The sequence below is a fragment of the Rhodococcus sp. KBW08 genome (assembly GCF_003852455.1).
Taxonomy (GTDB): domain Bacteria; phylum Actinomycetota; class Actinomycetes; order Mycobacteriales; family Mycobacteriaceae; genus Rhodococcus_F; species Rhodococcus_F baikonurensis.
Genome location: NZ_QAJJ01000004.1, coordinates 123,951 through 137,748 on the forward strand (window position 1 = coordinate 123,951; position 13,798 = coordinate 137,748).

The following is a 13,798-nucleotide window of genomic DNA, read 5'->3' on the forward strand; positions in this document are numbered from 1 at the left end:
CGAAGCGGCGTGCCCGGTCGGTACTTTTCGGTCTTGTCTTGTACCGTTCGGAGCATCAATTCCCGACATAGGGTGTAAATCCCGGAGGTTGTAGTGACGGGCGCGATCAACGCTTCGGATGGGCCTTCTTTCGAGGCACACACCGCGAATTCAGAGTCGGTCATCGAAGCTGACATTCCGCGTCGCAGTTTTCGTGTCGGTGTTCTCGGATTCTCTGTGCTCGGTGTTCTGGCAGTCGCGTCCGTGCTGATGGTTCTGTTCGCCGTGCCGATGAATACGCGGTACTGGGGGATCTTCGAAAACTTCCTCGATCTCGACGTCTACCGCCACGGCGGCAGTGTCGTGGTTCAGGGCCTTCCGCTGTACGACGGTCCGGTTCTGCAGGGAATGATGTTCACGTACACGCCGTTTGCGGCTTTGCTGTTCACGGTGTGGGCGGTGCTCTCGTTCAAACAGGCGATTGTCGTGTGGACAGGTTTGAACATCGCGGCGTTGTTCGCGGTGATCGTGTTGTGCTGGAAGTACCTCGGCTACCGGCTCGACGTGAAGGCCTACGCCGTCAGTGCGTTGGCCACCACGATCTTCCTGTTCATGGAACCGATACGTACGACGCTCTGGCTCGGGCAGATCAACATCTTCCTGCTGCTCCTGATCGTGTGGGACCTCGGTCGGGACGAGAAGAGTCGGCTCCGAGGAATCGGGGCAGGCATCGCCGCCGGCGTGAAGCTCACTCCGGCCTTCTTCTGGGCGTACCTCTTCATCACTCGTCAATGGCGTGCGTTGGTGACGGCCGTCGTGACGTTCGCGGCGACCGTCGCGATCGGCTTCGTCGTGATCTACAACGATGCGTACAAGTACTGGACCGGCACCCTCGTCGACAGCGAACGCGTCGGACCGACGGATGCTCCGAGCAACCAGTCCGTGTCCGGACTGATCGCCCAACTCACTCACACTCCGGAGCCGTCGAAGGCCCTGGTTCTCGTCTTCAGTGCGCTGGCGGTGTGCCTCGGACTCGGAGCGGCGTGGGTTGCGCATCGGCACGGTCAGAAATTGCTCGGCCTCACCATGACTGGGTTGACTGCGACCACCGTCTCGCCGTTCTCATGGGGTCATCACTGGGTATGGTTCGTCCCGCTGGTCGTCCTCACCGCGCACTACGCGATGGTGTCGAAGAAGCGTTTGGCGTGGGTAGCGCCGTTCGTGTTCCTGCTCCCGGTCTTGAACTGGTCTCACACCTGGTGGGACCCGTCGGTCATTCCCGGTACGGATCGCTTTGTCGGCATGGGCTTGTTCATGTTCGTGCCGCCCGAGTATCTGCGGATTCCGACCGTCGGCGTCTACCTGTGGGTCTTCACGCTTGCCGCGGTTTCGACCTTGGTTCTGTTCGGCTGGAAGAAGTGGAAGATTCCGGCGCCGGATGGGTCGGCGCCGGTCACAACTGCCCCTTGACGTGGCAGTATCGGACTCATGGCACTTCAACTGAACCTTGTCGGTGACCCCGAAGCCGATGCTCTCCTGGCCGAAGACCCGTTGGCGTTGTTGATCGGAATGCTTCTCGATCAACAGGTTCCGATGGAAACGGCCTTCCTCGGTCCGAAGAAGCTGGCGGATCGGCTCAGCGGCATCGACGTCAGGCGTATCGCCGACATGGACACCGACGAGTTCATCGCTATCTGTGCCGAGCCTCCGGCTGTGCACCGATTCCCCAAGTCGATGGGCGAGCGTATCCAGCTCATGTGCCAGTTCATCGTCGAGAACTACGACGGCGACACCGCCGCGATCTGGACTTCGGGAAATCCCGACGGCAAGGAAGTGCTGAAGCGGCTCAAGGCACTGCCCGGCTACGGCGACCAGAAAGCCCGGATCTTCTTGGCGTTGCTCGGCAAACAGATCGGCGTCGAGCCGAAAGGTTGGCGTCAAGCGGCCGGCGACTACGGGCTCGAAGGTTCGAGGCGCTCGATTGCAGACGTGGTCGACGAGCAGTCCTTGCTCGAGGTCCGTGAGTTCAAGAAGGCCGCAAAGGCAGCAGCGAAGGCCGACAAGAAGTAGGCCGCTTTCAGGATTTCCGGGGCCCGCTCGCACGCACTACTTTCATCAGGTCGCCTGCGGGGCCCTCGAGCTGACGCGGCGGACGCCACACCGCACGCAGGGATCGGTCGAGCTCCAAGCCTTCGACGGCTACGGCCCGGAGCTCTCCCTTCTTCACCTGATCCTCGACGGCCAGTGTGCTCAGTACCGCCGGACCGACGCCACCGAGCACGCTGGTTCGAATCGCGGCCGAACTACCCAGTTCCAACAACGGTGCACCGCGCTCGTATTCGTGTAACGCCAGGTCGAGAGTTGTTCTCGTTCCCGATCCGGGCTCACGCACCAGCAGCGGTGTCGCTGCCAGTTCGGCGACGGTCAGGGGCTTTCGTCGACGTGCCCATGGATGGTCCGGATGAACGACCACGACCAGCGAGTCACGCGCGACGGTGACGCTGGACAGGGTCTTCGGAGCGGTCGGGGACTCGACGAATCCGAGGTCACACATTCCTACTTCGACGGCTTCGAGTACGCGTGTCGAGTTGTAGACCTGGAGGTGGACGGTGACACCGGGATGCAGCGATCGAAAGACGCCGAGCCAGGCCGGGATCAGATGTTCGGCGACGGTCATGCTGGCGCAGACGGTCAATTCCGCCGATCGTTCGGTCCGCATCCCTTCGGCGACGTCGAGAAGCTGCCTCGAGTTGGCGAGGACGCGGCGCGCCCAGTGGACGATGACGGTCCCCTGCGGAGTCAAGGTTGCCCCCGTCGACTTTCGGTGTATGAGTGGCATCCCGAGCTGCCGCTCGAGGGCTTTGACGGCGCGGCTGGCATTCGGCTGTGCGATGTGAGCCAGACGGCTTGCAGCACTGAGACTTCCATGATCGTCGATACCGACAAGTAGCTCGAGAGTGGTGAGGTCGGGCCACCTTCTGGTCATGCAGACAGGCTATACCCAGCACCTTTTCCATATCGATCTGATATGCCGTGATGGTAGAAATCGCCCTACCGGGACGATGATGGCTGAAGGACTCTGGATGGGTGAACCGTGATGTGAAGTCCGTGGCCGAGAAACCCGCAGTCGCCCCTTCGTCAGAAGTGCGACGGTGGTCGAACCTCGCCGCATTGACGCCCGGAGTTGCGTTGTGCGCCTTGGGGGCTGCGGTCGCACTGGTAGCCGGTCGGTTCACCTCCGCCGTGAGTCCGCTGCTGATTGCGATTGTCGCGGGTGCGGTGTTGGCGAATACCGTTGCCTTGCCGGCAAAACTCCAACCTGGGCTGGCATTCTCGGCGACACGACTACTTCGGGTGGGGATCGCTCTGCTCGGGCTGCAATTGATGTTCTCCGACATCGTCGGTTTGGGTTGGGGAGTGATCGCCGTTGTGGTGGCGATAGTGTTCCTCGGTATCGCCGGGACCATGTATGCCGGAAAGCTTCTGGGATTGAGTTGGTCGCAGAGGATTCTGATTGCCTGCGGCTTCTCGATCTGTGGCGCTGCCGCTGTGGCTGCTGCAGACGGTGTTGTGAATGCGCGGGAGGAAGAGTTGCTGACCGCCGTAGCGTTGGTGGTGATCTTCGGAACTCTGATGATTCCGACAATCCCATTGTTGGCCAATGCTTTCGGTATGAGCGAGATTGGCGCAGGCATGTGGGCCGGTGGGTCGATCCACGAAGTCGCGCAAGTAGTGGCTTCAGGCAGCGCTCTCGGCGCCACCGCGTTGGGTGTCGCGACCGTCGTGAAACTTGCGCGCGTGTTGATGCTGGCGCCGGTCATGGCGTTTCTGAGTATCCGGCAACGCACGATGGTCGACAACACTGCCACCAAGCGTCCCCCGCTGATTCCGTTGTTCGTTGTGGCATTCATCGGATGCATGGGTTTGCGCTCCACCGGAATATTGCCGAATGAGTTTCTCGGATTGGCGAAGACTGTGCAGACGGCGCTGTTGGCTGCTGCGATGTTCGCTCTCGGGTTGGGAGTGCGGTTGAGCGTCATTCGTGGCGTGGGTGCCCGACCATTCGTGCTGGCCGCGATTTCCACCGTGTGGGTGGCGACGATCGCCTACGTCGGAGTCGTGCTGGTCAGCTGATCGAGCGGTGAGCCCGCCACGCGCTCGGGCTCATCGAGAACTGAGTGCGAAACCAGCGCGAGAAGCTACCCTGCGTCGAAAACCCCAGGTGTACCGCCACTTCGGTCAACGAATAGCGAGGATTGGCGACAAATCGTTCCGCGAGGGTGCTTCGGACCGAATTGAGAACGGCAGTGAACGTATCTCCGGATTCGGCGAGATGGCGGTGCAGTGTCCGCCGGTCGAATCCGAGGCTTCGTGCTACCTGCTCGACCGAGCAGCGGCCGGTCGGAAGCAGAACTTCGATCAATTCCTTGGTGCGGCTGAGTGTGTCGGAGGTTTCCGATGCGGGAAGTGAGTCGAGGAACTGGCGAGCGTACGGCCGGAGCAACTCGTCGGACAGTTGGTTTGCCGCATCCAGGTCGGCGGCGAAGAAAACGATTCCGGTGAATTCGTGATCGAATTCCACGGTGTCGCCGAGGATTCGTCGATGCGTGCTCGTATCTTTCGGGGCATTGTGCGTGAATCCCACGCTGACCGGATGCCATCGAGAACCCAGAAAACTTCGCAGGATCTGCAGCGTCGCGCCGACTGCGAGTTCGACGCTCTGTCTGGTGTCGACCGGCTCGCCGACCTCGAGCGAGATTCGCAGGGTGGCGAGTCCGTTGACCTCGTTCAATCGGATGCGCAATGACTCGTTGTACGTGTGCTCGTATCGCATCAACACGTCGAGTGCGCTCCTGACGTCTGGTTCTTCCCTGATGACCAAGCTGAGGGGACCGAGATTGGACAGTCGACGCAGGCCGGCGAGTAGAAGCCCGAAGTCTTCGTGTCCGGACTCCGCTGCCGATCGCTCCAGGAGCGATGCGATGGAGGCGGCCGGTACCCATTGGTCCGGGTTCGCCAGACTTGCCGGGCTCAGGCCGACACTTCTCATCAGGGCCACAGCGTCGACGTCCACTGTTCGGCACAGGTCGACGTAGCGGTTCAGTGATGCGTAACGGGCGAGTGGCTTCAAGGGGCCTCCTTTACTCGATGTCCCGAAATGTTGTGTTGCGTGTCTCGTCAAGTTAAGCATGTGAGCCGGATCTCACATAGTTTTGTTCACATCAGTTCGGCACGACCGCGAAGTCGAGCACCGACTTCTGGAAGTTGTTGCGTACGAATGCAGCTCGACCGCAATCGAGTCGAGTCCGCCCACAGAATTGGAGAGCATCGATGGCAAACGCCATTCGGTTCCACGAGATCGGCACACCGTCCGTCATGCGTTGGGAAGAGATCGAGGTAGGACGACCGGGCGTCGGAGAGGTTCGAGTTCGCCATGAAGCGGTGGGGTTGAACTTCGCCGACACCTACTTTCGAAGCGGCCTCTACCCTGCGCAATTGCCTGCCGGGATGGGCGTTGAGGGTGCCGGCGTGGTCGAAGAGATCGGCGAGGGAGTCGTCGATTTTGCAGTGGGGGACCGCGTGACCTACACCGGCAGTCCGCTGGGTGCGTACGCCACCGAGCGGATCATGGCGTCGTCCGACCTGATCGCGCTTCCCGACGGCATTGCCTTCGACACCGCGGCCGCCATGACCATGCGAGGGTTGACTGCCGCATACCTTCTGCGTCGCATCTACCCGTTGAAAGCGGGGGACACCGTGTTGCTGCATGCTGCGGCCGGTGGTGTCGGACTGATCTTCACCCAGTGGGCAAAACTGTTGGGAATCAAAGTGATCGGCACGGTTTCGAGCGACGAGAAGGCGAGCGTCGCCCGAGCGCACGGGTGCGATGAAGTCATCATCTACACCCGCGAGGACGTCGTCGCACGTGTCAAGGAGATCACCGGGGGCGTCGGCGTGCCGGTTGTCTACGACAGTATCGGGCAATCCACCTTCGACATCTCACTCGATTGCCTTGCCAGGCGCGGGCTGCTGGTGTGCTTCGGAACGGCCTCCGGACCGACTCCGCCGATTCAGGCAATGCAGTTGGCAGTCAAGGGATCTCTTTTCCTCACACGTCCGGCTCTTGCCGATTACATCGCGGATCCCGAAGAACGTGCCGAACTGGCGGGAGAACTGTTCTCCCACGTCGAGTCCGGGCGAATCAAGATCGAGATCAACCAGCGATACCCCCTCGAAGATGCGGTGCGTGCGCACCACGACATGGAGTCCGGTCGCAGTATCGGTTCCTCCGTCTTCTCCGTCTGAACCGAAACAGCACTTCCCAGAGGAATTGTCATGACCAACACCGCAACGCTGACAGAAAACCTTCCCTCGCCGACGAGTACGATCTGCGTCGAGAAATTGACCTGTTCGATCGGGGCAGAGTTGTCCGGGGTGGATCTCGGCGAGGTCGCGCGAGATGATGCACTCTTTGCCCAAATCAAGGGATTGTTGCTCGAACACAAGGTTCTGTTCTTTCGTGACCAGAACTTCTCCAGAGCCGAGCACGTCGAACTTGCCCAGCGATTCGGTGAACTCGAGGATCATCCGGCCCTGGGCAGCGACCCCGACCACCCAGGTCTGGTCCGCATCTACAAAGACCTGGACAGCCCGCCGGAGCACTTCGAGAATGCGTATCACTGCGACGCCACCTGGCGCGTCAACCCGCCCATGGGATGTGTATTGCGTTGTGTGGAAACACCTCCTGTCGGCGGCGACACGATTTGGGTGAACATGGCACTCGCCTACGAGAATCTGCCGCCCCGGGTCAAGGACCAGATCAAGGATCTGCGTGCCAGGCACAGTATCGAGTCGACCTTCGGCGCTCGGATGCCGATCGACCAGCGACACCAGCTGAAGGAACGCTTTCCCGACGCCGAACACCCCGTGGTACGAACACATCCGGAGACCGGCGAGAAGATTCTCTTCGTCAATTCCTTCGCCACACACCTCGTGAACTATCACACGCCCGAGAACGTCCGCTACGGAATCGATTACGCCCCCGGCGCCGGGAATCTGCTCACCTACCTGGCGAGCCAGGCTCAGATTCCCGAGTACCAGGTTCGGTGGCGCTGGACCGAGAACAGCGTCGCGATCTGGGACAACCGTTCGACACAGCACTACGCGGTGCAGGACTACTGGCCTGCTGTTCGAAAGATGGAGCGCGCCGGAATCATCGGCGACGCACCGTTCTGATCTCTCTTTTCAGCCCCGAAGAAAATTCATTCACTCGATCGGAGTCACGCTATGCATTTCCACGACGATTCACTGTTCCCCGAAACCCAGGACAAGCTTGTCATCACCGTTGCTCCCTACGGACCGGAATGGGAGCCGGACGATTTTGCGGAAGACCTACCGCTGTCGATGGACGAGCATGTCCAGCAAGCCGTCGACTGCTTCAACGCCGGTGCCACCGTTCTCCACATCCACGTGCGTGAACTCGACGGCAAGGGCTCGAAGCGTCTGTCGAAGTTCAACGAGCTTCTCGGCCGCCTGCGTGAGGCCGTTCCCGAGATGATTCTGCAGGTCGGCGGCTCGATTTCGTTTGCTCCGGAGGGGGAAGGCGCCGATGCGAAGTGGTTGTCCGACGACGTGCGCCACATGCTTGCGGAATTGGAGCCGGCTCCCGATCAGGTGACGATCGCGATCAACACCAGCCAGATGAACATCATGGAACTGATGACCGACGACGACATCGCAGGTACGTCGATGCAACGTCCGGAATTGGCGGACACGTATCGGGAAATGACCGTGCCCGCCGGTCCGGAGTGGGTGGCAGAGCACCTGCGACGGCTGCAGGCCGCCGGAATCCAGCCGCACTTCCAGTTGTCGAGCATTCCGCAGCTCGAAACGGTGGAGCGGTTGATCCGACGCGGCATCTACACCGGCCCGGTCAACCTCACGTGGGTGGCAATCGGCGGCGGCTTCGACGGCCCCAACCCGTACAACATGATGAACTTCGTCCAGCGGGTTCCCGACGGTGCCTGCCTGACGCTGGAAACGCTGATGCGTAGCGTCCTGCCGGTGAACACGATGGCGATCGCGATGGGCCTGCACGCTCGTTGTGGCAACGAGGACACCATCTGGGGCCGCAAGGGCGAGAAGATGACATCGGTGCAGCAGATCGAGCAGTTGGTGCGCATTGCAGGCGAATTGGGCCGTGAGGTGGCGACCGCGAAGGAAGCTCGGGACATCTACCGGATCGGTGAGACGTATGCCGACACCGACGAGACGTTGGCGAAGCTGGGTTATGCACCCAACCGCCGTATCGGCCAGCTGGGATTCACGCAGCACGCCTGAGTTCGCCCCCTCGCGTACAACAGTTCCGGGGGTACGAACCGCATCGGTTTCGTACCCCCGGAGCCCCGTCTACCTCGAGTACTCCTAGGAGAGTCATGGGATTGCAAGCTCCCGCCACGTCACGTGTGGACACCGCGCTCGGAATCGGTGGACGACGAAAGTTCTACCCGTGGATCGTTTTCGCCCTGGCCTTCGGTCTTCTGCTCTCGGACTACATGTCGCGGCAGGTGCTCAGTGCGGTCTTCCCGATACTGAAAGCGGACTGGGATCTTTCCGACTCGCACCTTGCCTCCCTGAGCAGCGTGGTGGCATTGATGGTCGGGCTGTTGACGTTCCCGTTGTCGCTGCTCGCGGACCGCTGGGGCCGCGTCAAGAGCTTGATCTTGATGGCGGTGTTGTGGAGTGTCGCGACGTTGCTGTGCGCAATTGCTCAGACCTACGAGCAGATGTTGGGCGCCCGGTTCCTGGTCGGTGTCGGTGAAGCGGCGTACGGCAGTGTGGGTATCGCCGTGGTGCTCAGCGTATTTGCGCCCCGCGTGCACGCAGCTCTTGCCGGTGCCTTCATGGCGGGTGGATCGTTCGGTTCGGTCATCGGTGTGGCAATCGGCGGGTTCATCGCAGTTCAGTTCAGTTGGCGGTGGTCTTTTGCTGCCATGGCGATCTTCGGACTGATCCTGGTTGCACTCTTCCGTGCACTCGTCACCGAGAAGAAACTCACTGCCTATGCCGTCGAGGCCGCTCCGGATGCTGCCGGGGAAGTGGCGAGACACGACGGTTTCCGGGCGCCGGTGTCATCGCTGTTCACCAATCCGGCCGTGTTGTTCGCCTACATCGGTGGCGGTCTCCAGATGTTCACCGCCGCTGTACTTCTGGCGTGGTTGCCGAGCTTCTTCAATCGCTACTACGATTTGGCCCCGGACAAGGCCGGCGTCACGGCTTCCGTGTTCGTCCTCCTGGTCGGGAGCGGGATGGTGGTCTGCGGTTTCATCACAGACAGATTCAGCCGCGACGATTCGGCGCGGAAATGGACCACCGCCATCGTCTATTGCGCCATCTCATTGGTTACGCTGAGTATCGGGCTCCGGTTAGGCACGGGGACAGCGCAACTCGTGTTGCTCGGTATCGGTGCGTTCTTCTCCGCCGGTTCGTCGGGGCCGACAGCGGCGATGGTCGCGAACCTCACCCATCATTCGATTCGAGCGTCGGCTATGGGCACGCTCACCGTTGCCAACAACCTTCTGGGACTGGCTCTCGGTCCCTTCGTGGTCGGCATTCTCGCCGACCACCTGGGCCTCCTCGGCGCGCTCCAGCTTTCACCCTTCGTCTATGTCGTCGCGGCCCTCGCACTGATTGCGGGCAAGCGAGCCTACCCGGCGGGAATGAGGCGGCTGGCGACATTGCAGAAGGGGCCCGAAAGCCTCGGCGCCACTGAAGTAACAGACGTTCGGAGTTCATGATGAATGAATCAACCACGGTAGTAATGGTTCCCGGTCTGCGGGATCATGTCGAGGATCATTGGCAGACTCACCTCGCGCGCAGGCTCGACAATGTTCTGACGGTTCCTCCCCTCGAGACCGACAAGCTCAGCCGCGATGCAAGGGTTGCGGCGTTGGACGAGGTGCTGACAAGTGTTGGCGGGCCGGTGGTCCTTATCGCGCACAGCGCCGGAGTCATGACCGTTGCTCACTGGGCGAGGGCGCATTATCGAGAGATTGCCGGCGCACTTCTGGTCACGCCGGCGGATCTCGAACTTCCGCTGCCCGAGTCCTATCCGTCGCTCGAGGAGTTCGACCGGAACGGGTGGCTACCGATACCGCGTCAGCGTCTGCCTTTTCCGAGCACGGTCGCGGCGAGCCGGAACGATCCGCTCGCCGGGTATCGCCGAGTTGTGGGTTTGGCTGAAGGATGGGGGAGTCGGTTGCTGGATCTGGGTGAGGTCGGACATCTCAATCCGGCATCCGGATACGGGTATTGGCCGCGGGCGGAATCGTTGGTGTGGGAACTGCTCGAGTCGACGTCGCTAGTGGATCCCGTGGAGCAGGAGGACCACAGTCATGCTTGACCTTGCGACTCTGCTGGAAGACTCGGCCCGGCGATACCCGGAACGGGATGCGCTGGTACTCGGGAAAGCGAGGCTGACGTATGCGCAGTTCGACGCCTACTCGAATCGCATTGCCCATCTGCTCGTCTCGCGGGGTGTCGAGCCAGGTGACAAGGTGGCGTTGTCCTGCCCGAACATTCTCGAGTTCCCAATCGTCTACTACGGCATTCTCAAGGCCGGCGGCGTCGTCGTTCCTCTGAACATTCTGCTCAAGGGACGCGAAATCGCCTATCACCTGGCTGATTCGGAAGCGAAGCTGTACTTCTGTTTCGAGGGAAGTCCCGAATTGCCGATCGCCGAGTACGCCATCGCCGGGTTCGAGCAGAGCGAGAGATGTTCGTCCTTGATCGTGATCAGTGCCGAGTCGGGTGCACCGTCGTCGATCCTCGGAGTCGAGACTCTAAGCGAAGCACTGGCATCCGTGTCCGGCACGGAAACGCCTGCAGCCGCGGTTGTTCGTGAACCGACGGATACCGCGGTCATTCTCTACACCAGCGGCACGACCGGAAAGCCCAAGGGCGCCGAACTCACTCACTCCAACATGGTCTTGAACGCACTGTCGACCAACCGGTTGTTCGAGAGCGTTCCGTCCAGGCATGAGCGATATCTCCTGACTTTGCCGTTGTTCCACTCGTTCGGCCAGACAGTGACCATGAATGCGGGAATCTGCGTCGGTGCCACCTTGGTGTTGATGCCGCGCTTCGATGCGACCGCGGCACTCGAGATCATGGAACGCGAAAAGATCTCGGTCTTCGCGGGCGTCCCGACCATGTACTGGGGACTGCTCGGCGTGCTGGACGAGGTAGTGGAATTCGGGGTGGATGTCGAGACCGTTGCACAGAACATGCGGTGCGCGATCTCCGGTGGCGCAGCGCTTCCCGTCGAAATCTTGACACAGTTCAAGGAACGCTTCGGTGTTCAGATTCTCGAAGGATACGGCTTGTCCGAGACCTCTCCGCTGGCCTTGTTCAGTGACCCCGAGAGTGACCCCCGGCCCGGTTCGATCGGCGTGCCGATCTGGGGTGTCGAAGCGAGGCTTGTCGATGACTTTTGGCACACGATCACCGGCCCCGATGAAGTGGGCGAGTTGGCCATTCGCGGGCACAACGTCATGAAGGGCTATTTCAACCGACCCGAGGCGACGGCGGAAGTCATGTGCGACGGATGGTTTCGCACCGGGGATTTGGCACGGGTCGATACCGACGGAAATTACTACATCGTCGATCGCGCGAAGGACATGATCGTGCGGGGCGGATTCAACGTCTACCCACGCGAAATCGAAGAGGTTCTGCTCACCCACCCAGCCGTCTCACTCGTCGCTGTCGTCGGGGTGCCGGACACGAGCCTCGGCGAAGAAGTTGTCGCGTTCGTGATCCGAGAGCCGAGTGAAGAGATCTCCGAATCGGATCTCGTGGAATGGTCGCGGGAACAGATGGCCGCCTACAAATATCCGCGCCGCATCGAGTTCGTGCCGTCGCTGCCGATGACGGCAACCGGAAAGATTCTCAAACGTGAACTGAATCAAGAATTTTCGATGGCCGGAGGAGATCGATGACTGACGTTCGAGCAAGTGAAGCATTTCCCGTCACCCAGGCCATGAAGGATTCAGGTGGCTGGAATCCGTTGTGGGACGGCCTTTCGGAGCTGGATCCCGAGTGGACCGAGCTGTACATGACGACAGCGATGCAGCCCTGGAACAGTGGGGTGCTGTCACCTCAGGTGATCCAGTTGCTGTGCATAGCCGTCGATGCGGCGAGCACACACATGTACGCGCCCGGCGTACGACGCCATATTCGCGCCGCGCTCGACATGGGAGTGACCCCGAAGGAGATTCTCGAGGTGCTGAAACTGACCACCGTCGTCGGGATTCATTCCTGCAATGTCGGCGTTCCGATCCTGATGGAGGAAATCGCGAACCGGTGAGGGCGGTCAGTCCCGCTCGCGGTTCTCCCGTTCCTCACGCTGACGCTGGAGGAACGGGCTGGGGTTCTGTCCACCGATCGGACCGTGGCCGAGGACTCCGTGCTCGTAGGCCGACTCCGCGTGCAGTGCAACGTCGATTCCGCGGGCCTCGTCTTCACGCGAAATACGGAAGCCGAAGGTCTTGTCGATGAGCTTTCCGAGACCGTAGGTCACACCGAAGGCATAGAGCGCGACCACGACGACACCGACGAACTGCTTGCCCAACTGCGCGAATCCACCGCCGAAGAACAAACCTTCCGGACCGCCCGTCATCACGGCCGTCGCGAGGAGTCCGATCAGCAACGAGCCGACGATTCCACCGACGAGGTGCACGCCGACGACGTCGAGGGAGTCGTCGTAGCCGAGCTTGTGCTTCCATCCCACGGCGTACGAGCAGACGATGCCGGCGATCAGACCGATGACGAGCGCACCGAACATGTTCACCGTTCCGCACGACGGGGTGATCGCGACCAGACCGGCGACGACGCCCGAAGCTGCGCCGAATGTGGTGGGGTGTCCGTCACGGTTCTGCTCGACGAACAGCCAGCCGAGTAGTCCGGTGCAGCCGGCGACGAGGGTGTTGAGGAAGATCTGCGAGGCCATACCGTCGGCCGCAAGGGCCGACCCGGCGTTGAAGCCGAACCAACCGAACCACAGCAGGCCGACACCGAGCAGGACGAACGGCAGATTGTGCGGACGCATCGACTCGGCCTTGAAACCCATTCGCTGGCCGAGGACCAGTGCCAATGCCAGGCCTGACGCTCCGGACACGATTTCGACCACGAGGCCACCGGCGTAGTCGAGTGCGCCCATCTGGGCGAGCCATCCCTGCGGATTCCACACCCAGTGAGCGACGGGGACATAGACGAGCAAGGACCAGATGGGGACGAAGATCATCCAAGCGGAGAACTTCGCGCGGTCGGCGATCGCACCACTGATGAGTGCTGCAGTAAGGATTGCGAACGTCAATTGGAAGGTTGCGAACAACACTTCCGGAACGTTCCCGTGCACGGTCGACGGGTCGATGCCCGCCATGCCGATGTGCTCGAGTCCGCCGATGATGCCACCGTGATCGTCGCCGAACACGAGGCTGTAGCCCACGAACAACCACGCAACCGTGACGAGTGCGATGGAGACGAAGCTCATCATGATCATGTTGAGTACGCCCGTCGAGCGGACCATGCCGCCGTAGAACAGCGCGAGTCCTGGCGTCATCAGAAGTACCAGTGCAGTACTGACGAGCAACCAGGCAGTTGCTCCGGCATCGATGGTGGCGGGCACAGTCTTCTCCTCACGCACGCGGACCAGCCCGCGTGCACGGAACCCACGATGAGTGCGCGCGGTTTCCTCCGCACTGCGATTGTGTTGCGAACATGTTTCGGGAGAAGTCGACGGTGCACCCGCACCGGACCACCT

Annotated in this window: 13 protein-coding genes; 10 read left to right on the top strand and 3 right to left on the bottom strand. The window is 61.2% G+C overall.

The features are described from left to right. The first annotated feature begins 93 nt into the window (after positions 1 to 93). Both DBV08_RS04810 and DBV08_RS04815 read left to right on the top strand, forming a co-directional pair. Entirely contained in the window at positions 94 to 1,449 is a 1,356-nt protein-coding gene (locus DBV08_RS04810; protein ID WP_124566696.1) for a glycosyltransferase 87 family protein, read from the top strand. 18 nt (positions 1,450 to 1,467) lie between these two features. Next, the gene (locus DBV08_RS04815) at positions 1,468 to 2,049 is read left to right on the top strand and encodes an HhH-GPD-type base excision DNA repair protein (protein WP_019746526.1); all 582 of its coding nucleotides are present in this window, start codon (positions 1,468 to 1,470) and stop codon (positions 2,047 to 2,049) included. Positions 2,050 to 2,056: 7 nt separating this feature from the next. Here the strand turns inward: DBV08_RS04815 and DBV08_RS04820 are convergent, their stop codons facing one another. Then, positions 2,057 to 2,965: a LysR family transcriptional regulator gene (locus DBV08_RS04820; RefSeq protein ID WP_124566697.1), complete on the bottom strand. Its 909-nt coding sequence runs from the start codon at positions 2,963 to 2,965 to the stop codon at positions 2,057 to 2,059. A gap of 101 nt (positions 2,966 to 3,066) precedes the next feature. Here DBV08_RS04820 and DBV08_RS04825 point away from each other — a divergent pair, with 101 nt between their 5' ends. Continuing rightward, positions 3,067 to 4,113 (top strand): YeiH family protein, encoded by a 1,047-nt coding sequence (locus DBV08_RS04825; protein WP_124566698.1) that lies wholly within the window; start codon positions 3,067 to 3,069, stop codon positions 4,111 to 4,113. On the opposite strand, the gene DBV08_RS04830 is transcribed toward DBV08_RS04825, so the two are convergent. Further along, on the bottom strand, positions 4,106 to 5,110 hold the full coding sequence (locus DBV08_RS04830) for an AraC family transcriptional regulator (protein WP_124566699.1): 1,005 nt from the start codon (positions 5,108 to 5,110) through the stop codon (positions 4,106 to 4,108). The genes DBV08_RS04825 and DBV08_RS04830 overlap by 8 nt on opposite strands. A gap of 200 nt (positions 5,111 to 5,310) precedes the next feature. Here DBV08_RS04830 and DBV08_RS04835 point away from each other — a divergent pair, with 200 nt between their 5' ends. The 7 genes from DBV08_RS04835 to DBV08_RS04865 all read left to right on the top strand — a co-directional run bounded on the left by DBV08_RS04835 (position 5,311) and on the right by DBV08_RS04865 (position 12,343). Further along, a complete protein-coding gene (locus DBV08_RS04835) occupies positions 5,311 to 6,285 on the top strand; it encodes a quinone oxidoreductase (RefSeq protein ID WP_124566700.1) in 975 nt (324 codons plus the stop codon). Positions 6,286 to 6,315: 30 nt separating this feature from the next. Continuing rightward, complete coding sequence (locus DBV08_RS04840) at positions 6,316 to 7,215, top strand: TauD/TfdA family dioxygenase (RefSeq protein WP_124566701.1); 900 nt, start codon at positions 6,316 to 6,318, stop codon at positions 7,213 to 7,215. A gap of 51 nt (positions 7,216 to 7,266) precedes the next feature. After that, positions 7,267 to 8,319, top strand: coding sequence for a 3-keto-5-aminohexanoate cleavage protein (locus DBV08_RS04845; RefSeq protein WP_003943988.1), 1,053 nt, complete (start codon positions 7,267 to 7,269; stop codon positions 8,317 to 8,319). 95 nt (positions 8,320 to 8,414) lie between these two features. After that, complete coding sequence (locus tag DBV08_RS04850; protein ID WP_095969598.1) at positions 8,415 to 9,776, top strand: MFS transporter; 1,362 nt, start codon at positions 8,415 to 8,417, stop codon at positions 9,774 to 9,776. Continuing rightward, positions 9,776 to 10,381, top strand: coding sequence for an alpha/beta hydrolase (locus DBV08_RS04855; protein ID WP_124566702.1), 606 nt, complete (start codon positions 9,776 to 9,778; stop codon positions 10,379 to 10,381). Before DBV08_RS04850 ends, DBV08_RS04855 begins: the two co-directional genes overlap by 1 nt. Further along, complete coding sequence (locus DBV08_RS04860; protein ID WP_124566703.1) at positions 10,374 to 11,975, top strand: long-chain fatty acid--CoA ligase; 1,602 nt, start codon at positions 10,374 to 10,376, stop codon at positions 11,973 to 11,975. Before DBV08_RS04855 ends, DBV08_RS04860 begins: the two co-directional genes overlap by 8 nt. Next, on the top strand, positions 11,972 to 12,343 hold the full coding sequence (locus DBV08_RS04865) for a carboxymuconolactone decarboxylase family protein (RefSeq protein ID WP_095969600.1): 372 nt from the start codon (positions 11,972 to 11,974) through the stop codon (positions 12,341 to 12,343). The genes DBV08_RS04860 and DBV08_RS04865 overlap by 4 nt, the downstream gene beginning before the upstream one ends. A 6-nt stretch (positions 12,344 to 12,349) precedes the next feature. Here the strand turns inward: DBV08_RS04865 and DBV08_RS04870 are convergent, their stop codons facing one another. Then, a complete protein-coding gene (locus tag DBV08_RS04870; RefSeq protein WP_003943791.1) occupies positions 12,350 to 13,663 on the bottom strand; it encodes an ammonium transporter in 1,314 nt (437 codons plus the stop codon). Positions 13,664 to 13,798 lie beyond the last annotated feature (135 nt).